This is a genomic window from Mergibacter septicus (assembly GCF_003265225.1).
Classification (GTDB): domain Bacteria; phylum Pseudomonadota; class Gammaproteobacteria; order Enterobacterales; family Pasteurellaceae; genus Mergibacter; species Mergibacter septicus.
The window spans coordinates 847585-870764 of sequence record NZ_CP022013.1 but is presented as its reverse complement, the minus strand read 5'-3'; the positions used below and the strand labels follow the sequence as shown (position 1 = coordinate 870764).

The 23180-nt window shown below is 35.4% G+C and carries 18 protein-coding genes; 7 read left to right on the top strand and 11 right to left on the bottom strand.

Annotated features, from left to right (window positions below; genetic code table 11):
- The first annotated feature begins 12 nt into the window (after nucleotides 1-12).
- Nucleotides 13-4467 (top strand): chromosome partition protein MukB, encoded by a 4455-nt coding sequence (mukB, locus tag CEP47_RS04140; protein ID WP_261920986.1) that lies wholly within the window; start codon nucleotides 13-15, stop codon nucleotides 4465-4467.
- A gap of 184 nt (nucleotides 4468-4651) precedes the next feature.
- Here mukB and sstT read toward each other — a convergent pair whose 3' ends face one another.
- Both sstT and nfo read right to left on the bottom strand, forming a co-directional pair.
- Nucleotides 4652-5911 (bottom strand): serine/threonine transporter SstT, encoded by a 1260-nt coding sequence (sstT, locus tag CEP47_RS04135; protein WP_261920820.1) that lies wholly within the window; start codon nucleotides 5909-5911, stop codon nucleotides 4652-4654.
- 261 nt (nucleotides 5912-6172) lie between these two features.
- Nucleotides 6173-7015, bottom strand: a complete 843-nt coding sequence (nfo, locus tag CEP47_RS04130; RefSeq protein WP_261920821.1) for a deoxyribonuclease IV — start codon at nucleotides 7013-7015, stop codon at nucleotides 6173-6175.
- A gap of 115 nt (nucleotides 7016-7130) precedes the next feature.
- On the opposite strand from nfo, the gene CEP47_RS04125 reads away from it, so the two are divergent.
- A complete protein-coding gene (locus tag CEP47_RS04125; RefSeq protein WP_261920822.1) occupies nucleotides 7131-7691 on the top strand; it encodes a TorD/DmsD family molecular chaperone in 561 nt (186 codons plus the stop codon).
- A gap of 16 nt (nucleotides 7692-7707) precedes the next feature.
- On the opposite strand, the gene yccS is transcribed toward CEP47_RS04125, so the two are convergent.
- From yccS to tdeA, 9 genes are all read right to left on the bottom strand, one after another.
- Nucleotides 7708-9879 (bottom strand): YccS family putative transporter, encoded by a 2172-nt coding sequence (yccS, locus tag CEP47_RS04120; RefSeq protein ID WP_261920823.1) that lies wholly within the window; start codon nucleotides 9877-9879, stop codon nucleotides 7708-7710.
- 25 nt (nucleotides 9880-9904) lie between these two features.
- Entirely contained in the window at nucleotides 9905-10363 is a 459-nt protein-coding gene (locus tag CEP47_RS04115) for a methylglyoxal synthase (protein WP_261920824.1), read from the bottom strand.
- A gap of 88 nt (nucleotides 10364-10451) precedes the next feature.
- Entirely contained in the window at nucleotides 10452-11105 is a 654-nt protein-coding gene (locus tag CEP47_RS04110) for a curli polymerization inhibitor CsgI-related protein (RefSeq protein ID WP_261920825.1), read from the bottom strand.
- Between the two features lie 257 nt (nucleotides 11106-11362).
- Nucleotides 11363-12238: a metal ABC transporter permease gene (locus CEP47_RS04105; protein WP_261920826.1), complete on the bottom strand. Its 876-nt coding sequence runs from the start codon at nucleotides 12236-12238 to the stop codon at nucleotides 11363-11365.
- A gap of 1 nt (nucleotide 12239) precedes the next feature.
- The gene (locus tag CEP47_RS04100) at nucleotides 12240-13115 is read right to left on the bottom strand and encodes a metal ABC transporter permease (RefSeq protein WP_261920827.1); all 876 of its coding nucleotides are present in this window, start codon (nucleotides 13113-13115) and stop codon (nucleotides 12240-12242) included.
- 6 nt (nucleotides 13116-13121) lie between these two features.
- Nucleotides 13122-14021: an ATP-binding cassette domain-containing protein gene (locus CEP47_RS04095; RefSeq protein WP_265482675.1), complete on the bottom strand. Its 900-nt coding sequence runs from the start codon at nucleotides 14019-14021 to the stop codon at nucleotides 13122-13124.
- Between the two features lie 11 nt (nucleotides 14022-14032).
- A complete protein-coding gene (locus tag CEP47_RS04090; protein WP_261920828.1) occupies nucleotides 14033-14917 on the bottom strand; it encodes a metal ABC transporter substrate-binding protein in 885 nt (294 codons plus the stop codon).
- A 90-nt stretch (nucleotides 14918-15007) separates the two neighbouring features.
- Entirely contained in the window at nucleotides 15008-15358 is a 351-nt protein-coding gene (locus CEP47_RS04085; protein WP_261920829.1) for a TusE/DsrC/DsvC family sulfur relay protein, read from the bottom strand.
- A gap of 139 nt (nucleotides 15359-15497) precedes the next feature.
- A complete protein-coding gene (gene tdeA / locus CEP47_RS04080) occupies nucleotides 15498-16865 on the bottom strand; it encodes a toxin/drug exporter TdeA (protein ID WP_261920830.1) in 1368 nt (455 codons plus the stop codon).
- Between the two features lie 365 nt (nucleotides 16866-17230).
- Between tdeA and pheS the strand changes: the two genes are divergently transcribed.
- The 5 genes from pheS to thiI all read left to right on the top strand — a co-directional run bounded on the left by pheS (nucleotide 17231) and on the right by thiI (nucleotide 23051).
- Complete coding sequence (gene pheS / locus CEP47_RS04075) at nucleotides 17231-18214, top strand: phenylalanine--tRNA ligase subunit alpha (protein ID WP_261920831.1); 984 nt, start codon at nucleotides 17231-17233, stop codon at nucleotides 18212-18214.
- A 21-nt stretch (nucleotides 18215-18235) separates the two neighbouring features.
- Nucleotides 18236-20623, top strand: coding sequence for a phenylalanine--tRNA ligase subunit beta (pheT, locus tag CEP47_RS04070; protein ID WP_261920832.1), 2388 nt, complete (start codon nucleotides 18236-18238; stop codon nucleotides 20621-20623).
- A gap of 3 nt (nucleotides 20624-20626) precedes the next feature.
- Nucleotides 20627-20920 (top strand): integration host factor subunit alpha, encoded by a 294-nt coding sequence (locus CEP47_RS04065; RefSeq protein ID WP_261920833.1) that lies wholly within the window; start codon nucleotides 20627-20629, stop codon nucleotides 20918-20920.
- A gap of 62 nt (nucleotides 20921-20982) precedes the next feature.
- A complete protein-coding gene (locus CEP47_RS04060; protein ID WP_261920834.1) occupies nucleotides 20983-21465 on the top strand; it encodes a C40 family peptidase in 483 nt (160 codons plus the stop codon).
- A 140-nt stretch (nucleotides 21466-21605) separates the two neighbouring features.
- On the top strand, nucleotides 21606-23051 hold the full coding sequence (gene thiI / locus CEP47_RS04055; RefSeq protein WP_261920835.1) for a tRNA uracil 4-sulfurtransferase ThiI: 1446 nt from the start codon (nucleotides 21606-21608) through the stop codon (nucleotides 23049-23051).
- Nucleotides 23052-23180: the final 129 nt, after the last annotated feature.

The following is a 23180-nucleotide window of genomic DNA, read 5'->3' as shown; positions in this document are numbered from 1 at the left end:
CAAGCAACAGTGATGGATACCACTACAACAACTTCTCCTTCTCAAACTATACCAATGGTAGAACGTGGAAAATTTAGATCCCTGACGTTAATGAATTGGAATGGTTTTTTTGCTCGTACTTTTGATCTTGATGAATTAGTTACAACTCTATCAGGCGGAAATGGTGCAGGAAAATCAACTACGATGGCAGCATTTGTTACTGCGTTAATTCCCGATTTAACTTTATTACATTTTCGTAATACCACAGAAGCGGGTGCATCGGGTGGTTCAAGGGATAAAGGGTTATATGGTAAGTTACGCCCCGGGGTATGTTATGCAGTGCTAGAGGCGGTAAATTCTAGGTCTCAACGTGTATTAGTTGGGGTACGCTTACAGCAGATTGCGGGACGAGATCGCAAAGTAGATATTAAAGCGTTTTCTATTCAAGGACTACCCGTACAAATGACTCCAACGGAGGTATTGACTGAAAAAGTCAGTGATACACAAGCCAAAGTGATAGACCTAAATAGCTTGAAAGAAAAATTAGGTAGCGTAGAAGGTGTAAGCTTTAAGCAATATCATTCAATTGGTGATTATCATAGTTTTATGTTTGATCTAGGGATCATTCCAAAACGATTACGTTCTGCTGCTGAGAGAAGTAAATTCTATAAATTAATTGAAGCCTCTTTATATGGTGGTATTTCATCGGCGATTACGCGTTCTTTACGTGAGTATTTATTGCCTGAAAATGTTGGCGTGAAAAAAGCGTTTCAGGATATGGAAGTGGCATTGCGAGAAAATCGTATGACCTTAGAAGCAATTAAGGTTACTCAAGCAGATCGCAATCTCTTTAAACATTTAATTACCCAATCAACGGATTATGTTGCAGCGGATTATATGCGGAATGTGAATGAACGTCAGCATAACATTAAAACCGCATTATTGTGCCGTCAGGAACTATATCAGGCAAAATCGGCATTGAATTTATCTCAGCATCAATTAGTTAATTTAAGCCGAGAAAATGCAGAATTAGTTGAAGCAGAAAAAAATCTTGAAATAGAAACACAAAGTGCGAACGATCACCTTAATTTAGTGCTTAATGCTGTTCGTCATCAAGAAAAAATAGAACGTTATCAAGATGATATTGCTAATCTAAAGGAACAGATTGAAGAACAGCAAATGGTGGTAGAGGATACCAGATTTGAGGTTGAAGAACAGGAAGTTGTGGTTGAACAGCTTGAAACTGAAATCGATCAAATTAGAACCCAATTAGCTGATTATCAACAAGCCCTTGATGCAGAACAAACAAGAAGTTTGCAATATCAACAAGCTGTGCAAGCGTTAGAAAAGGCGAAAATGTTATGCGGTTTAGCCGATCTAAATCAAGAAAATGTTGAAATTTATTGTGATGAATTTGCTCAGCAAGCAGAAATTTTAACAGAACGGGTGCTGGAATTAGAGCAGAAAATGTCGCTTTCAGTGGCGGCAAAAACACAGTTTGATAAGGCATATCAGTTAGTTTGTCAAATTGTTGGTGAGGTACCAAGAGCAAATGCTTGGCAATATGCAAAAGATTTGTTGAAAGCGTATCCAGCCCAAAAAATGCAAGCAGAGCAAGTAGTACAGCTACGTTCTAAATTGCACGAATTAGAACAGCGTTTGGCAGGACAACAACAACTAGAACGCCAGTTAAAAGAGTTTAATCAAAAAAGTGGTTTAGTCCTTACGCAAGAAGTTGAAATCGAAGCCCAATATGAACAACAAGAAGCTTTGGTTGAACAGCTGAATCAACAATTAAGTGATTGCGTTGAACAACGTTCTGCGTTACGTCAGCAAGATAATTCGTTTTCTAGTCTGATTGAACAATATCAAGCGAAAGTACCTGCTTGGTTAACCGCTCAAGCCGCTTTGGAACGCTTAGAAGAACAAAGCGATCAACATTTTAGTTCTACTCAGCACGTTATGACGTTTATGCAAAATCAAGTTGAATTAGAACGCCAGTTGACAATGCAACGTGATCAGCTAGAACAGCGAAAAAATTCACTTGATCAGCAAATTGCCCGCCTAACCCAACCTGATGGTGCAGAAGATGCTCGTTTAAATACCTTAGCAGAGCGTTTTGGTGGTGTTTTATTATCTGAATTATATGATGATGTTGAGTTTGACGATGCCCCTTATTTCTCAGCATTATATGGCCCAGCTCGCCATGCGATAGTGGTGAGAGATTTGAATGTGGTAAAGGCTCAGTTGGCAGATATAGAAGATTGCCCAGATGATCTTTACTTGATTGAGGGAGATCCAACGGCATTTGATGACAGTGTGTTTTCGGCTCAGGAATTAAATGATGGGGTGGTAGTTCAAATTTCAGAACGAGAGTTACGTTATTCAAAATTCCCTGAAATTCCATTATTCGGTCGGGCTGCACGTGAAAAACGTTTAGAAACATTAAGAATAGAACGGGAAGAAATTACCGAACAGTTTGCGCAAGTAGCATTTGATGTTCAAAAATGCCAACGTTTACATCAGAAATTAACTCAGTTTGTTGGTTCTCATTTGGCACTGGCTTTTGATGTTAATCCTGAACAAAGTATAAAAGAGGTTAATCAACAACGAAGTGGGATTGAGAGAAAGCTTAGCCAAATTAATCAACAAGAACAGCAAATACGTCAGCAGTTAACTCAAGCAAAAGAACTGTTACAGCTCTTGCATAAAATTATCCCACACTTGCATTTATTCGCTGATGATAGTTTGTATGATCGTCTTGAAATTTGTCGTGAACAACGAGAACAGGCGGAGGAAGATGCGTTATTTATTCGTCAATATGGTGCAAGTTTGGCGCAATTAGAACCGATTGCAACGACCTTACAAACTGATCCACAACAGTATGAACAGCTAGAACAAGATTATCAGCAAGCCGTTAATCTACAAAAATTAGTTCAACAACGTTTATTCGCACTCTCTGATGTTGTGAATCGATTACCTCATTTTGCTTATGCAACGAGTATGGTTTCACAAGGTTCGGATTTAAACCAACAGTTACGCCAACGTTTAGAGCAAATGTCGCATAAACGTCAACAAGAAAAAGAAATTTTTCGCCAACTGCAGAACAAATATACTGAATATCATCAAATACTTACTATATTACGCAGTTCATTTGAAAGTAAAAATCAGATGTTAAATGAACTGCTGAGTGAAATTGGTGAGCTTGGCGTAAGGGCTGATGAGAATGCTGAACAGCGAGCAAGAGAGAAGCGAGATCACTTACAGCAACAACTCTTAACAACACGTCAACGCCATTCTTATGTTGAGAAACAATTAGCTGTCATTGAAAGTGAATTAGAAAATTTAAATAAACAAATTCGCAAAGCAGAACGGGAATATAAAACACAACGAGAAATTGTGGTTGAAGCCAAAGTAAGCTGGTGTGCAGTGTTAAGACTTTCACGAGAAAGTGGTGTAGAGAAACGCTTGAATCGGCGTGAATTAGCTTATTTATCTGCAGAAGAGTTACGTTCGATGTCAGATAAGGCATTGGGAGCATTACGTAATGCGGTGGCGGATAATGAATATCTGCGTGATAGCTTACGTTTATCTGAAGATAATCGTAAACCTGAAAATAAAGTGAAATTCTTTATTGAGGTTTATCAACACTTACGTCAACGCATTCGTCAAGATATTCTTCGCACTGATGATCCAATTGATGCTATTGAGCAAATGGAAATTGAATTGGCACGTCTTACTGAGGAGTTAACTGGACGAGAGCAAAAATTAGCGATTAGTGCAGAAAGTGTAGCGAATATTATGCGAAAAACGATTCAGCGAGAGCAAAATCGAATTCGCTTGCTGAATCAAGGATTACAAAATATTGCTTTCGGACAGGTAAAAAGCGTGCGTTTAATGGTGAATATTCGTGATACTCATGCAATGTTACTTGATGCTTTAGCAAATCAGCAAAACGAACATGATGATCTTTTCAATAACAGTAAAATTACCTTTTCCGAGGCATTGGCAAAATTATACCAACGTCTAAACCCGCATATTGATATGGGACAACGTAGCCCACAAACTATTGGTGAGGCATTATTAGATTATCGTAATTATCTTGATTTAGAGGTAGAAGTATTCCGTGGTGCTGATGGGTGGTTGCGGGCAGAAAGTGGTGCATTATCAACGGGAGAAGCGATTGGTACAGGAATGTCAATTCTATTGATGGTTGTTCAAAGCTGGGAGGAGGAATCTCGCCGTTTAAGAGGAAAAGATATTATTCCGTGTCGTTTACTCTTCCTTGATGAAGCGGCTCGGCTTGATGCAAAATCAATTTCAACCTTATTTGAATTATGTGACCGTTTGGATATGCAGTTATTAATCGCTGCACCAGAAAATATCAGCCCAGAAAAAGGAACAACTTATAAATTAGTGCGTAAAATCGCACATAATCAAGAGTTTGTTCATGTAGTCGGCTTAAAAGGTTTTGGAGCGAGAGAATAATTTTCTCTCATTCTTTAGCTGTATTTAAGGTTAGATTCCATTGAATGGAGTTTAACCTTTTTATTTTGTAGTTAATTTAAAAATGAGAGGTTAAAGAGAAAGGCTCTTTTGTTTAAAAAGTTTGAATGGTATGAAATGGTAGAAAAAATACCCCAAAATTTCTTTGGGGTATTAATTATGTTGATTAGCTATTTAACTGTTGCTTACGTTCATCACCGATACAGGCTGCGGCAGTGAAGATAACATCAGTAGAAGAATTTAATGCGGTTTCAGTCGAATCTTGTAAAACCCCAATAATAAATCCAACCCCGATTACTTGAGCTGCAATATCATTAGAAACACCAAATAAGCTACAAGCGAGTGGAATTAATAATAATGAACCACCTGCAATACCTGAAGCACCACAAGCACAAACACTAGCAACAATACTGAGTAGTAATGCGGTTGGTAAATTGACATCAATACCTAATGTATATACTGCTGCAAGGGTAAGGGTGGTAATTGTGATGGCTGCTCCTTCCATATTGATACTTGCACCTAGTGGAATAGAGACTGAATAGGTTTCTTCTTTAAGCCCTAATGATTTTGCCAATGACATATTAACAGGAATGTTTGCAGCAGAACTACGAGTGAAAAAGGCAGTAACACCACTGACACGAATACATTTCCAAATTAATGGGTATGGATTTTGACGGATCTTCCAAAAGACTAGAATTGGATTAACCACTAATGCCATAAATACCATTGTACCAAGTAAAACAATTAAAATATGAATATAGCCAGCTAGAGCAGAAATACCATTATCTGCTAAGGTTGATGCAACCAAACCAAAGACACCAACGGGAGCAAAGGCGATAACAAATTTAACGATCATTGAAATTGCAGCTGCAAGATCGTTAATTAGATTTTTAGTAGTATCAGAGGCATGACGTAAAGCTAATCCTAAACCAATAGCCCAAGTTAGAATACCAATAAAATTCGCATTAAATAATGCACTAAATGGATTATCTACCACACTAAAAATTAAGACTTTTAATACATCTTCAATCCCTTTAGGTGGTGCGATGGTATCTTTTAAAACAACTAAATCTAATTTAGTTGGAAATAAATAACTTGCAATGACTGCAACTAAAGCGGCAAGGAAAGTACCAACTAAATAAAGTTGAATAACTGAATTAAAATTTCCCTTACTTCCCGCTTTTTTATTCGCAATAGCAGCCATTACTAAAATAAAAATTAGAATAGGTGCAATTGAGCGTAATGAGCGAACAAAAATTTGCCCTAAAATGCCTGCTTCAGATGCTGGATTGAAGCCAAAATGGGTAACGAAATAAGGTGAAATAAGGGCTAGTGCAATTCCTAAAACCAGTCCACTAGCAATTCTCTTTACTAGAGATCCCTGATAAAGCAAAGTGAGAAAACGAGAAGAAGTTTTATTAGTCATAGGTAGTTTTCTATTATTTGATATTGTGTTAAATATGCAAAACTCTTATTTGAGTTTTACCCCTTTGGTAAGATAACGGAAAAAATAAGATCTGCCAATAAAAAATAGAATAATATAGAGAAAAAATTTAGATTTTTAGTATATTTAGAGAAGATTATATCTTTTTAGATCTTTAATTATTTAAATATAGAATTATGTTCAAATTATTTTTGAACATAATTCAAACAAATTAAAAAATAAATAGAATATGATGTATGATTTTTAATTTTGTAAGCTGCGTAACCAAGTTATTTCTTCTTTCCAAATATCAGGATTAATTGTTTCTAAAATTAAGGGAATACGATCAAAGCGATTATCATTCATAATATATTCAAAAACGGCCGTACCAATAGTGCCTTGTTGTAAACAGTGGTGTCGATCAACTCGGCTACCAAGCGGTGTTTTTGAACCATTTAGGTGCATGCCTGCTAAAAATTGGAAACCTACTATTTGTTCAAATTCATTAAAAGTTTGTTCGCAACCTTGCGTTGTACTGATGTCGTACCCTGCAGAAAAAGTATGGCAAGTGTCTAAACATACACCAACACGACTTTTATCCTCCACGTATTCAATAATTTTAGCTAGATGTTCAAATTGCCAACCTAGATTAGAGCCTTGTCCTGCAGTATTTTCAATTACAGCCATAACATTTGGCACTTGGCTTATGGCGAGATTAATTGATTCAGCAATTCGCAGTAAGCAGGCTTGTTCATCAATTTTTTTTAAATGACTTCCCGGGTGGAAATTAAGTCGAGTTAAGCCTAGTTGATTACAACGTTCCATTTCATCAATAAAGGCAGAACGAGATTTTTCTAATCCTTCTGTTTCAGGGTGTCCAAGATTAATGAGATAGCTATCGTGAGGGAGAATTTGATCTGGGGTAAAATGATGGACCTGACAGAAGCGTTTAAATTTCTCAATGGTATCTTTTTTTAAAGCAGGTGCTTGCCATTGACGTTGATTTTTTGTAAACAAAGCAAAAGCATTTGCATTAATTTCTACTGCACGTATAACCGCATTTTCAACACCACCAGCAGCACTAACGTGGGCACCAATATATTTCACTTTCTCTTTCCTTTGAATATCGTTAAAATTTTTTATTATAAATGAAATGCTTATTCTTAGCGAAATATTATACCTATGATTAAAATTGTTATCGTTTAAATGTAATGGAGTAGTTATGTCAAATCAAATTAATGATTTTTCGTTATTATGTCGCTTATTTGGGAATTTATTTTACCGTTCCCCTCAAGATCCCGTGCTAACAGGGGTATTACAGTGGTTAGAACAGCAAGGGTTGAGTCAGGTTTGGGCATTGGTTGAGGATGATCAAATTTCAGTTGCATTAAAACAGTTGCAACAAAAACAAGATCTTGCGGTTTTAGTTGAAGATTATCAAACACTTAATCAAGCGGTAAGTTTTCGTATTAGTGATTATGCTATTTCAGTCGAGCAGTTTGTTGCTTTTCGCCAAGAAAGAGGCATTCCAGATGTTGCACAAGCTGATCAAGTTGGTTTATTACTTTTAACTGCTTCTTGGTTAGAAGATAATAGCGGTTCGTTACAGGCTCAACAGCAGTTATTTGAACAATATTTATTACCAACAATGGCCAAATTTCTGGGAAAAATTGAAGCACATGCTAAGACGGTTTTTTATCGAGCATTAGCTCGTTTAACCAGAGTAGCTTTAGCTTCAATGGCAGACGAGCTAGAAGAAAATGCGTTAGCTTTGCAAGAATAAAGCATGGCTTATCATATTATTTGGAACTATTTTTTGTTAGGCATTTTTCTTGATGATAGGCGGTATAAAAGAGTATCAATACCTGTGTAAGCATTTGTAGTTGTTGTACAGGCAGATTAAAGCCTTTACTTTCTGCTTCAGGGAGCATACTGAATTCAGTTAACCCTTTTTGAATACTGGTGATATTATCGTTAAATTCAGTTTGCTCCAACCTGTCTAATTGTTCTAATAGGGTCATTAAACGGCGTGCTAATAAGTATAAGTCAGCTGGGAAGTGTGTATTAATATGTTGATAACAAGCAGATAATGCAGTGATATAACTTACCAAAGAGGAATTTAATTTAAGTAATTCAAAGGCATTATTGAGTCTATCTCGATCTTTATTTGCTTCATAATTCATATTAGAGACCGTGGTGCTTAAAGCTGAAGCACTGTTATATACCATATGATAAATTTGACGGTATTGACTATTGTTTCGTTGGCCAAAATGTAATTGTACAATTGCAATTAGAAGATAACGTGCATCATATTTAATGGTTTTATCTAAAATATAATCAAGGCGTAAATATTTCCAATCTGGCCATAAATAGGAAACAGCTAGCCAAGTTATTGTTGAGCCTATTAGCGTATCAATTACTCTTGGTATGATAGCGGAAGCAATATCTAAGCCTAGAATATTAAAACTCATTAGGACTTGGATCGTGATAAAGAAAGTTGAAAAGCTATAATTATTGGTACGGAAAAATAAGAATAAGGTACTGGTGGCAACAACAATGCCTAGTTTGCTTTCAATACTGCTAGTAAAATAAGGTAGCAGAGAGCCAACAAGTACGCCAAGTAATGTCCCAATAATTCGTTGTTTTAAACGAGTTCGAGTGGCAGTGTAATTCGGTTGGCAAACAAAAACAGCGGTTAATAAAATCCAATATCCACGTTCTAGGTTTAAACCTTTTACGATTGAACAGCAAATTGCAACGACTATGGCTAAGCGTAATGCGTGGCGAAAGAATTGTGATTCAAAACTACATTGACTTTTTAATAACTGCCAAATCTCTTTTAAATTTAAGGTGTGTTCTTCTTTAGCTTGTAAAGAAAGGATAGAATCATTTGATTGAGCGGAATTATTGTCATTGAGATAACGAATTTGGTGATTAATAGATTGTAAACTGGTTAACAGAATTGCAAAATTAGCTAAATTTTTACTTTGCTGATGTGATTGACGATATTGTTCAAAAGAGGCTTCAAGGTGATTAAATACTTGCTCCAAACGTTGATTGTAGTGGTATTGACGGTGTTGTTGGAGATCATTTGCAATATCTCGACATGCTTGCGCTTGTAATTCTAATAAACGTTGAATACGAAAAAGAAGATCACTATATTTTAATTCTTGGAGTAATTCAGGATAGCGAAAATAATTAGAATTCATTTGTTCATGAATAGATTGTGCCGCAAAAAATTGATTAATCATTTGTGTTGTATTGTTATGATAATATTGGCTGCCAAGCCGATAGAGCAGGGATGTACGACAATTATTAAAGCTATCAATTAATTGGCTATTTTTCATTGCTAAGGTAAGTTGCTTTTTATTGAGATGGCTTAGATCATCATCAGGATCATAAAAAGATGCTTTACAATCTAAATATTCTGCGAGATCAAAAAAAGTTTTTGCTAGTTTTTCTTGAATAGGGCGTAATGGAAATAACAGATAAATCAGCATTGATAATAGGCTATATAAAATTGTACCGATTAAAATTAATACGGAATTAAGGTACCAAATCTGTGCATCATTATAGGTTAACATTGTATAAAGTGAGACAACTAACGAGCCAAAGGCTATGGTATTATGGCGTTGTCCTATGACACCAAACATGGTAAAAGTAAAAGCCATAAGTGCCATACTAAGAATAAATAAAGAATGATTAATAAAGGTTAATTGCACTATTAATGATGAAATTGAAAATGCGATAAGTGTATAAAATAAATTAGAGATTCGCCCTTTTAAATTATTATCTAAATCAACAAGCCCCCCTGCGATAACCCCTAGAATTAAGGGCATACTAATTTTAGTAATCTCAAAATACCAGACAAAAATAGCAGCGATATTTACAGCAATAAAAATGGGAATAATGGCAATAATTTTAGTATTAAACCAAGTTCGAAATAAATACAAAGGGCTTTGATAGTCCATAAATTACCTTAGAATTTAAATATTATTATTGTAATCGTTCAGCTAAATAACCAGCGTAATCTGGGATTTTTATTTTAGTTTCTGTATTAAATAATGGGCTATAAATTAAGAAATCTGCACTTGCTTGATTAGTCGCTGTTGGTATATTCCAAACATTTGCTATACGCATTAATGCTTTGACATCAGGATCATGAGGTGCGGCACTCATTGGATCCCAGAAAAAAATTAAAATATCAATTTTACCTTCAGCAATTAAACTACCAAGTTGTTGATCACCCCCCATCGGGCCACTTAATAAATTATGAATTTCAAGCTTTGTCATTTTATTAATTAAATGCCCAGTGGTACCAGTGGCAAATAATTTATGCTCGATTAATAATGCCGAATGTTTTTGACACCAATTAATTAAATCTTGTTTACAGTGATCGTGAGCTACAAGAGCAATATTTTTATATTTATTGAGTGTACGAAAGGTCGTTTGCATATGATTTCTCTAATAAAGTATTAATTAATTATTGAATTGAACGTAAAAAAGCGAGCTTTTGCCCGCTTTATTTTATTATTAAATTTTCTTACTTAAGTTGATTAGCCCATTTTAAGAAACGAGCTTGAGTTTGTTTATCTGCTTGCTGGTACCAGTATTGTAACATCTGTTCTGCAACATTTTCGCCTTGGACTGTTACTTTTCCTTTTGTGGTTTTACCTAAGCCTTGCTGAATTGCTGGAATAACCGTTGTTGCAAAGCCATACACAGATGCTGTATTTTTGGCGGTGTTATACGTTGCTAGATCTTCTAAAATATGGCTATCAGGGAATAAACCTTCTTGTTTTAGCACTTCTTGTTTAGAGCTAATTTCTTGACCATTTGTATTTTTCAGCGTGATTTTTGGATTACTACTAAATTTATCTGCATCACGTGCTGTATCAATGCGAGGTACAGATAACGTAAGATCTTGATTTGTAGTTTCAAAAGTAACAATAATAGGACTTGATTCAAATAATGTTCTATCGGAGCCGTTGCGTACAATTTCAGAAACTCTGACAACCACTTGATGAGTTTGATTATCACTTAAATTTACATTGTGCATTTTATTTACTGATTTTTCAGGTTTTTTTCCATCAATCGCTAAAAATGTAATGTTTGATGAGCTACTAAGATTAGCGGCAAAACTAGAAACAGCGGCACCAGCAAGCATAATAGCCAACGCAAAGGATTTTAATTTCATTTAGATACTCCTTGATAATTAAAATTATATTCTTTAGGCATACCACCTAATTAACCTGCCTATCCTATGCAAAAGTTTATAAAATGAAAACAAAAATTTTATTTTTTATATCAAGTTTTTGATTAAATACAAAAATGTCTTCTAAATTTTGCTCATTTTATCTCTTGGTATAAAAAAGAAATGTCTTGTTTATCAAATATATCGGTAGAAATAGAGGATAAAAATAAGCCTAATTAAGAATTAGGCTTATGATTATGCTAATTAGTTTTGCATTTTTGTGTGTTTTCCACTGTGGTTAAACGATTCAATCGTATTCGGCTGATAACAACAGCACTAAAAAAACAACAGGCTTGAACCAATACAATTGTTGCACCCGGCGAGGCATCTAAGTGGTAGCTAATGATGATACCACTTATCGTTGATCCCAACGAAACACTTAGTGCAATTTGGAGCATCTTATCAAAACGTTTGGTTAAAACTGCTGCAGTAATCCCCGGGGCTATTAGCATTGCAATCACCAGTAATATACCAACAATCTGCATTGCACCAACAATTGCTAACGCTAACAGGCTTAATAGACCATAGTGGAGTAAAGTGGTATTTAAGCCAATCACTTTAGCGTGGTTAGCATCAAAGCAATAGAGGAGGAGATCTTTACCTTTAAGATAGACAATCAGTAAGATAAATGCAGCAGGAATACTAAATTGCAGCATCTGTTCAAATGAAATACCAAGAATATCACCAAAAAGAATATGCAATAAATGTTGATCAGTTTCTATTTTGCTAAACAGAACTAACCCTGCGGCAAACATACCTGAAAAGACAATCCCCATCACAGTGTCTTCTTTTATTCTTGAGTTATTTTTGATAAACCCAACCGAAACAGCGCAAAATAACCCTGCAAAGAATGCACCAATTGAAAGTGGAATGGAAAGGATATAAGCAATGACAACACCGGGTAATACTGCGTGAGAAATGGCATCACCCATTAAAGACCAGCCTTTTAAGACGAGGTAGCAAGATAATACAGCACAAACCGCCGAAATCATCAAAGCTGTACCAAGTGCGTATTGCATAAAAGGATATTGAAATGGCTCCAATAGACCATTAAAGAATGTTGTAACTATTCCCATCTTATTCCCCAACGCTTGTATTTTTAGCTAAAGATTTTTTATGTGAGTTTCGTTCTTTTCCCCATAACCCATATTTTGGTGAAAAAAAGAAGGCGAGTAAAAAGAGTAGGGTTTGTAAACTCACAATTAATCCCCCTGTTGCACCATCTAAGTAATAACTTAGATATGCACCAACAGCTGATGTTGTTGCTCCAAATAAGACTGCTAATGAAACCAATTTACCAAAACGATCGGTTAATAGGTAAGCTGTCGCTCCCGGTGTTACTACCATAGCAATGACTAAGATTGCTCCAACAGTTTGGAGTGCGGTAACAATGCAAGCACTGAGTAGGGTAAAAAATAAAATTCTATAATAGGTTGGATTTAAGCCAACAGAACTAGCTTGAATTTCATCAAAAAAGATTAGGAGTAGATCTTTCCAAAAGATTAATAATAAACCTAATGAAATACCTAAAATAATCAATACTTGAATAAGATCGCTATCTGCAATACCTAGAATATTCCCTAGAATAATCGATTGAACACGAATTGATGTTGGATTAAGTGAAATAATAAATAATCCAAGTGCAAAAAAAGTGGTAAAGATAAAACCAATGATGGCATCTTCTTTGAATTTAGTAATGGCTTTGATTGAAAGAATTGATATCGCCGCCAATAAACCTGAAAAGAAGGCACCCACTGCATAGGGTAATGTTAAAGCATAAGCGATGGCTACACCCGGTACTACTGAATGAGAGAGCGCATCTCCAATTAAAGACCAGCCTTTTAGCATTAAATAGGATGAAAGAAAAGCACAAACACCACCTACTGCCGCACTGACTAAGATTGCTTTAACCATATAATTATAATGAAATGGTTCAACTAAGAGAGCTAACATTCGTTGTTACTCCTTGTCATTGTTGCAGTGTTTAACTATTGGGGCAGGGGGATCATCTTTTGCTTTCCCATAGAATACTGCTGGACGTTCATCATCTGTGAGAACAGTTACGGCTCGTTCATCTTGATCTTCGTGTAATTCTTGACCAAGTAGTTTGACGTGCCGTAACACACCACTGAAGACCTTTTCAAGGTTTGCTTGTGTAAAGGTGGTATTCGTTGCACCAGCAGCAATTATGGTACGATTGATCATCACAACTTGATCACAAAAATCTGGGACACTTCCAAGATTGTGGGTTGAAACTAGGATTAAATGTCCTTCTGCTCGTAATTGTTGTAATAAGTCAATAATTGCATTTTCTGTTTTGACATCAACACCTGTAAATGGTTCATCAAGTAAGATCACTTTTCCTGCTTGTGCTAAAGCTCGTGCTAAAAAGACACGTTTTTTTTGACCGCCAGACAACTCGCCAATTTGCCGATCTGCAAGATGAGAAACTTGCACACGCTCCATTGCTTGTTGTACGGCGATTTTATCCGCATCTTTTGCTTGGCGTAAAAAGTTCATATAGCCATAACGCCCTTGCATTACGACATCATAAACAGACACAGGAAATTGCCAATCTACTTCTTCACTTTGAGGAACATAAGCCACTAAATTACGTTTTAAAGCCGTTTTTACTGGTAAACCACATAATTCAACTTTACCAATCTGTGGACGAACTAACCCTATAATACTTTTAAAGAGAGTGGATTTTCCACTCCCATTAACCCCAACTAAACCACAAATTGTCCCGCCAGATAAACAAAATGAGAGATCGTGAATGGCGGTATGACCGTTATTATAGCGAACAGTAATATTATCAACGTTAATTGATACCGAGGTCTCTTGGTGGCTTAACTGCATAACATATACTCCTATTTTTTAAAGCCATCAGCAATGGTACTCACTGTTGTTTTTAGTAGATCGATATAAGTTGGAACTGGACCATCAGCAGTTGAGAGTGAGTCAACATAAAGCACGCCACCATAAGCAGCTCCGGTTTCTTTGGCTACTTGTTTAGCTGGTTTATCCGATACGGTACTTTCGCTAAATACAACTGGGATATGGTATTGTTTTACCTTATCAATAACTTTTTTTACTTGTTGTGGTGAACCTTGTTCATCTGCATTAATTGGCCATAAATAAAGTTCTTTTAAGCCATAATCATTGGCTAAATAAGAAAACGCCCCTTCACTGGTAACTAACCAACGTTTTTCTGGTGGAATTTGATCGAAACGATGGCGTAATGGTGCATCAAGTGCTTTGATTTTGGCTGCATAGATTGCAGCGTTTTGATTATATTTATCCGCATTTTGGGGATCGTATTTCACCAATGCTTTACGAATATTTTCAATATAAATTAAGGCATTTGATGGGGACATCCAAGCGTGTGGATTAGGTAAATCTTTGTATGGACCTTCATAAATTGAAAGAGGAGTAATACCTTCGGTAACGATGACTGCTGGTTTATTTTTGATATTAGTAAAAAATTTTTCAAACCAACGTTCTAAGTTCATTCCATTCCATAAAACGAGGTCTGCAGATTGTGCTTTCACGATATCTTTTGGAGTTGGTTGATAGTCATGGATTTCAGCTCCCGGTTTAGTAATTGATTCAACAATAGCTGAATCCCCAGCAACATTTTGTGCAATATCTTGAATAATAGTGAAAGTGGTAACAACTTTGAAGGGTTTAGCGAAAGTTATACCACTAACAGCTAGGGAGATAAGTGTAGAGAAAAGTATAGTACGTTTTAACATAATGTTTCCTTAAATTATTTTAGATAATTGCCTATACTAATCTCTCCATCAAATGATAATACGAATGATTATCATTTATTTTGAATATTATTATAGGCATTTAATGGGTTTTGGTAACCCTGCTAATTTGGTTGCTTGTTTTGCCGGTCCATCGGGAAATAAACGTTGTAGATAACGGCTATTTCCTTTTTCTTCGCCAAATTTTTGAGCCATTGCTTTGACTAACATACGAATGGCGGGTGAGGTTTTATATTCTGCATAAAAATTTTGAATGAACGTAATAACTTCCCAATGAGCATCAGTTAATTCTAAATTTTCTTTTTCTGCTATTGCGATTGCAACTTCTTTTGACCAGTCATTTATATTTAATAAATAGCCTTCTGTATCAGTTGCAATCATTTTCTCACCAGACGGGCTACGCAAGTACAAATAATATTCCATACCTTATTTCCTTTTGTCAATGCTCTTTTAACCTATTCTAGTCATCAATACTAGTTATTAATTTCACTTTCTTACTATAGAATAACGCCGAAAAAATACCCCGTTATTTAAACAGGGTATGTAGGATATTTCTTAGCGCTTATTTAGAATAGTAACCAGCCATAGCCTGATAAACTGCTGTTTCATTTTTAATTTGATTATATTTAGCATTTAATAATGAAATCTCAGCAATTTTTGCTGTATTTTCGGCAGTAAGCCAATCTTTTAATTCTGAGATACCCGCATCATAACGTTTTTTATAATAACTACTGATTTTTCGATCATAATTATATTTTTCTTGAATATTCTTTAAACTATTCCCCGATTGACGGTAGTTAAAATATAATTTATTAATTTCATTTAATGCGGAAGTAATAGCTTGTTCAAAATTAATTAAGGCAAGTTGATATTTTTCTTCCGAAATTTTGACATTCCATTTGACTTGTTGCCAAGAAAGGAAAGGTAAACTTATACCAATTAAGCCACTGCCTGTTACAGTATCTGTAATATCATTAAGATGAGTACCTGTAATATTTAAATTAGCACCTAAAGAAACTGATGGAAACCAGCTTTTTTGGGTTGCTTTGGCACTTTTGAATGCACTTTGTAAACGGTATTTAGCGGCTTGTACATCAGGACGATTAGCAATGACGGAAACAGGTACATCAAGATTTACACCAATAGTTTTGACTTTTAAAATATCTGGATAAGTTAAATTTAATGGTTGATTAGGTTTTAAATTTAATAAATTCCGCATAGTATTTAATGCAGTTTCTCGTTGAGATTGTAAAGAAAGTAAATTATTTTGTGCCACTAACACAGCTTGCATTGCTTGTGCTGTTGAAAGATCGTCGGTTATCCCTGCTTTGTATTTATTTTCAATAACATTTTGGATTTGCTTGTAGTATGTAACAGAATCTTGTGTGGCATTAATTGCACTATTTAAATAGGCTAGGGTGTAATAAGTATTTACAACCGCATTGATTAATACTAAGCGTGCCGCAGCAAGATCCGCTACTGTTGCTTTATGTTCCCATTCTGCTGCTGAAGTTGCATCAGATAATTTTCTCCATAAATCAAGGGTATAACTTAGATTAAATTGGGCTGTAGAATTTATTTGGCTATTTCCATTATGTTGTAAATCTTTCGTCGCAGAAGTGCTGCCTTTACCACTAAAAGTTGGTACTAAGTCGGCACCAATTAAATTAGCATTATAGAGTGCTAAATTTACAGCAATCGCACTTTTAGCTAAATTAAGATTATTGTTTAAAGCGGTTTCAATCAGTTGATCTAATTGTGGATCGTGATAATTTTTCCACCATTGTTCATTCACTTTATATTCTGCAGTGGTATTGACATATTGTTGGTAGTTTTGATCGGTAGCTTTCAAGGAACTATCAAGATCTGCACAAGCGGTGAGTACGCCAGCAAGTAGTAAAGCGGTTGTTAATTTAGTCAATTTGTTCATGAATAAAACCTCTGTTTCTTAAAGACTGTGTAAATTATAGCACATTCAAAATGTAATAATACAGAGGTATATGGTTTCTGCTGTTACTTTTTTAATGGAAACTATTTAGAAAGGCTACCGTATTAAATAATATTAAAATAGATAGCATCGCTAACTAAAACAGGGGAGTTATTGAAATTAATAGTAAAATTTTATTTTTAGCAGATAAATAAAAGATGATTTTTATAGGTTTTACGATTATTATTAGTGGAATTATAGTTGAACTTTAATATTAATTGTTTTGTTGCTTGCTGTTGTTTAAGTTGTGTTTGATCATGCTTGGATTATGCAAGTGATGGAATAGTTGACAGATAAGTAGAGGAAATATGCAAAATCTAGAACAGATTACCGCACAAGCATTAACTGCAATTGCTGCAGCAAATGATGCAAAAGCACTTGATGCAATTCGAGTTGAATATTTTGGTAAAAAAGGGCCTTTTACTGCTTTAATGCAAGGTTTACGAGATGTGGATCCAGCTGAACGTCCTGCAGTTGGTGCTAAAATTAATCAAGCAAAACAGCAAGCTCAAGATGCATTAAATGCGAAAAAAGTTGAGTTAGAGGAAGCTGAACTGGAAGCGAAGTTAGTAGCAGAAAGATTAGATGTTAGTTTGCCTGGACGAAAAGTTGAAAATGGTGGCTTACATCCAGTATCTATTACCATTAATCGTGTGGTTAAATTCTTTTCTGAATTAGGCTTTTCTGTTGAAAATGGCCCTGAAGTTGAAACAGATTATTATAATTTTGATGCGTTAAATATCCCTGCTCATCACCCCGCTCGAGCTGATCATGATACTTTCTGGTTTGATGCAGAAAGATTATTGAGGACTCAAACCTCAGGCGTGCAAATTCGTACAATGGAAAAAGTACAACCCCCTATTCGAGTGATTGCACCGGGACGAGTTTATCGTAATGATTATGATCAAACCCATACCCCAATGTTTCATCAAATTGAATTGTTATTTGTAGATAAAAAAGCGAATTTTACTGAGTTAAAAGGCTTGTTACACGATTTTCTGCGTAACTTTTTTGAAGAAGATTTGCAAGTCCGCTTCCGTCCATCATATTTTCCATTCACAGAACCTTCAGCAGAAGTTGATGTAATGGGGAAAAATGGTAAGTGGTTAGAAGTATTAGGTTGTGGTATGGTTCACCCTAATGTATTGCGTAATGTTGGTATTGACCCAAATGAATATTCAGGCTTTGCCGTAGGTATGGGGGTGGAGCGATTAACTATGTTACGTTACAACGTTACTGATTTAAGAGCTTTTTTCGAAAATGATTTACGTTTCTTAAAACAATTCAAATAATTTAGGTGTGGGAGATAATGAATGAAATTTAGTCAATTATGGTTGAGAGAGTGGGTGAATCCAGCAATTAGCACTGAACAACTGTGTGAACAAATTACAATGTTAGGTTTAGAAGTTGATGGTGTGGAAAATGTTGCTGGTACATTTAGTGGCGTTATAGTTGGGGAAGTGGTTGAATGTCAGCAACATCCAGATGCGGACAAATTAAGAGTAACTAAAGTCAATGTCGGTGGTGGCCAATTATTAGATATTGTTTGTGGTGCACCGAATTGCCGTCAAGGGTTAAAAGTGGCTTGTGCAACGGTTGGTGCCGTTTTACCTGGTGATTTTAAAATAAAAAAAGCTAAGTTACGTGGTCAACCATCAGAAGGTATGTTATGTTCTTTTAGTGAGTTAGGGATTGATGTTGAAGCCGAAGGGATTATTGAATTACCTCTTGATGCACCAGTAGGGACGGATTTGCGTGATTATTTACAATTAAATGATCAACAAATTGAAATTAGTCTTACCCCAAATCGGGCGGATTGTTTAAGTATTGCAGGGATTGCAAATGAAGTTGCAGTTATTAATCGGGCAGAATTAACTCCTATTAATATCGTACCTGTTACGTCAACTATCAGTGATAAAGTTACGATTAATTTACAAGCACCACAAGCTTGTCCTCGTTATTTAGCTCGTGTTATTAGAAATATTAATCCTCAAGTCCAATCACCTTTATGGTTGCAAGAAAAATTACGTCGTTGTGGTATTCGTTCAATTGATCCAGTGGTTGATATTACAAATTATGTCATGTTAGAGCTTGGTCAACCAATGCACGCATTTGATGCAGAAAAAGTGGCTCAACCGATTCAAATTCGTATGGCAAATGAAGGTGAAGAATTGGTTCTTTTGGACGGTTCGACAGCTAAATTAAAAGCAAATACCTTAGTTATTGCAGATCAAAATGCACCACTAGCAATAGCGGGTATTTTTGGTGGTAAAAAAAGTGGTGTTAGTGAAACAACGAAAGATGTCATTTTAGAATCTGCCTTTTTCGCCCCATTAGCTATCGCAGGGAAAGCTCGCCAATATGGATTACACACGGATTCATCTCATCGTTTTGAACGTGGTGTTGACTTTGAATTACAACGTTGTGCAATGGAAAGAGCAACTGCTTTATTACTTGAAATTTGCGGAGGTAATGCAGGCGAAATTTGTGAAGTAGTTAATCAAGAATATTTACCAAGCTTGCATCAAGTACAATTAACTCGATCTAAATTAGATCGTATTTTAGGTCATCATATTGACACGGAAACGGTAACAGATATTTTAACCCGTTTAGGCTTTTCGGTTGACTATGCGAATGATACTTGGCATGTAAAACCGACAAGTAAACGTTTTGATATTGAAATAGAAGAAGATTTGATCGAGGAAGTTGCTCGAATTTATGGTTATAACAATATTCCAAATTGTGCACCTTTAGCACACTTAACTATGCGAGCACATCAAGAGGCTGATCTTGAACTGAATCGAATTAAAACTGCATTGGTCGATCGTGATTATCAAGAAGCAGTAACTTATAGTTTTGTTGATCCCAAAATACAGCAAAAATTACATCCAGAACAAGATGCTTTAGTGTTGCCAAATCCTATTTCACAAGAAATGTCAGCGATGCGAGTATCATTACTAACAGGATTACTTGGTGCTGTGGTATATAATCAAAATCGCCAACAAAATCGTATTCGTTTATTTGAAACAGGGTTACGCTTTATTCCTGATACAAATGCAGAAGCAGGGATTCGACAAGAAGTTGTATTAGGAGCTGTAATTACTGGTACGAAAAAAGCAGAAAGTTGGTTGGGTAAAACAGAAACGGTTGATTTTTTTGATTTAAAAGGAGATCTAGAAAGTCTTTTAGACTTAACTAATATTGGAAAGAAAGTTCAATTTATCGCAAAAACATATCCTGCGTTACATACCGGGCAGTCAGCTGCTATTGTCTGTGATGACGAAGAAATTGGTTTTATTGGGACTTTACATCCAAAGATTAGCAAACAACTCGGTTTAAATGGTACGGCGATTGTATTTGAAATTCTTTGGGATAAAATTTCACGGCAAGAAATTACTCAAGCAAAAGAGATTTCTCGTTTTCCTGCCAATAAACGAGATTTAGCAGTAGTTGTCAAAACAGATGTAGCAGCAGCAGAAGTATTGCAAGCTTGTCGTATAGCTGGTGGTGAAACATTAACTCAAGTGAATTTATTTGATGTTTATCAAGGCGTTGGTATTCCAGAAGGAGAGAAAAGTTTAGCGATCACATTAACGATACAAGATAATGAAAAAACGCTGGAAGATGATGATATTAACTTAGTAATTGAAAAAGTTTTATCTGAATTGAAGGCACGGTTCAATGCTTATTTGAGAGATTAACTTATGACTTTGACCAAAAATGAACTCATTGAAAACTTGATTGAGAAACTGGATTTGAGCAAAGAAGAGGCTAAAATTCTAGTTGATAGCTTTTTTGAGCAACTACGTGTCGCTTTGGAATCTGGAAAAGATGTTAAGCTATCAGGTTTTGGCAACTTTGAACTACGAAATAAAGCCTCTCGACCGGGACGAAATCCTAAAACAGGAGAAAGTGTGCCAGTATCAGCACGTCGTGTAGTCGTATTTAAATCTGGGCAGAAGTTAAGAGCTCGGGTCGAAAATGCGAAGGTTAAATAAAAGATAGTAAGTATAAAGAAGTACCTAATATCTAGGTACTTTTTTTATCTTAAGGAAGCGTGATGATCAAAAATCTGATAAGACTAAGTGGTATTTTATTTTTTATTGTGTTTTTGGGTGGCTGCTCTAGTTCTCAATCTATTTCTACTAACAAGCGTTCTCTTTCAGATCAAATTTATACCTTAATGACCTTAGATGAACAGTATAAACAGTGGGAGAATACGCCATATCGATTGGGTGGTAATTCTCATCGTGGAATAGATTGTTCAGCTTTTGTTATGAGAGTTTTTGCAGAAGGGTTTACGGTTCACTTACCCCGTACCACAGTTGGGCAATCAAAAGCAGGTATCCGAATTACAAAAGATCAGCTTCAAACTGGAGATTTGGTTTTCTTCAAAACAGGACAAGGACCAAATGGTTATCATGTTGGTATTTATGTGAAAGAGGGGCATTTTATTCATGCTTCCACAAGCAAAGGGGTGACTTATTCATCTTTGAATAATAGTTACTGGAAAAAAGTATTCTGGCAAGCTCGACGTGTCTAAACATTTGTTTATCAATTAGGAGATTAAATGTCGTTTTATGTTTGAATGTTAATCTCCTATCTTCTTGAAGATTCTGCTTTTTTATCAATTTTAGTGTATAATATTTCAATTTTTTATTACTAAATAAGTTAAAGTGACATATGAAATTTGTAATTAAACTTTTTCCTGAAATTATGATTAAAAGCGAATCCGTTCGGAAACGCTTTGTTAAAATTTTAACGGGAAATATTCGTAATGTTTTAAAGAAATGTGATGAGAGTGTCGCTGTAGTTCGTCATTGGGACTATATCGAAGTACGTTCTAAGGATGAAAATAATCGTCAAGTATTAATTGAAACCTTACAATGTATCCCCGGTATTCATCATTTTCTAGAAGTTGAGGAAAAAACGTTCACAACACTACACGATATTTTTCAACATACCCTTCAGCAAGTAAGAGATGAATTAGAGAATAAAACATTTTGTGTCAGAGTAAAGCGTAAAGGAAAACATGATTTTACCTCAATTGAAGCGGAACGTTATATCGGTGGTGGTCTAAATCAGCATATTGAAAGTGCTAAGGTGCGTTTAATTAAACCAGATGTAACAGTACGTATTGATATAGAACAGAATCAGATGCTATTGATTAAACAACGCCATCAAGGGTTAGGTGGGTATCCGATTGGGACACAAGAAGATGTTTTATCCTTGATTTCAGGTGGATTTGATTCGGGGGTTTCTAGTTATATGTTGATTCGTCGTGGTTGTCGAGTACATTATTGTTTCTTCAATTTAGGTGGTTCTGCCCACGAAATTGGCGTAAAACAGATGGCTTATCATATTTGGCAACGATATAGTGGCTCGCATAAAGTACGCTTTGTTGCAATAAATTTTGAACCTATTGTCGCTGAGATTTTAGAAAAAATTGACAATGGACAAATGGGGGTCATATTAAAACGAATGATGGTGCGAGCCGCATCTAAAGTCGCAGAGCGTTTTGGTATTCAAGCTATTGTTACTGGAGAAGCATTAGGGCAGGTATCTAGCCAGACCTTAACTAATTTACGTTTAATTGATCAAGCAGCTGAAAGTTTAGTATTACGCCCTTTAATTACTCATGATAAAGAGCAAATTATTGCAATGGCTAAAGAGATTGGCACTGATGATATAGCAAAATCAATGCCAGAATTTTGTGGAGTGATTTCAAAAAATCCAACTGTGAAAGCGGTTAAATCTCGTATTGAACAAGAAGAACAAAATTTTAATTTTGATTTGCTAGATGAAGTAGTGCAACAAGCGACCTATTTAGATATTCGACAAATTGCAGAGCAAACGGCTCAAGATATTGTTGAAGTTGAAGAATCAGCTGTATTGGGTGAGAATGATGTTATTCTTGATATTCGTAGCCCAGAAGAATGTGATGAAAAACCATTAAGAATCGAAGGAGCGAAGGTGATTGAAATGCCTTTCTATCGATTATCAACTCAATATGCAAACTTAGATCAAAGTAAGAATTATCTGCTTTATTGTGATCGTGGTGTAATGAGTAAATTACAAGTTCTTTATTTACAAGAACAAGGGTTTAAGCCAAAAGTTTTTAAACATTAGTTTAAAATTTAAACTTTTGTAGCTGAAGTTGCTATTTTACTATGTTAGAATGGCAAGCTCATTTCTATGACACATTGTAGGTGTTATAAAAATGGACTTGATCGAAAGATCGTACTTTGTTTGATTATT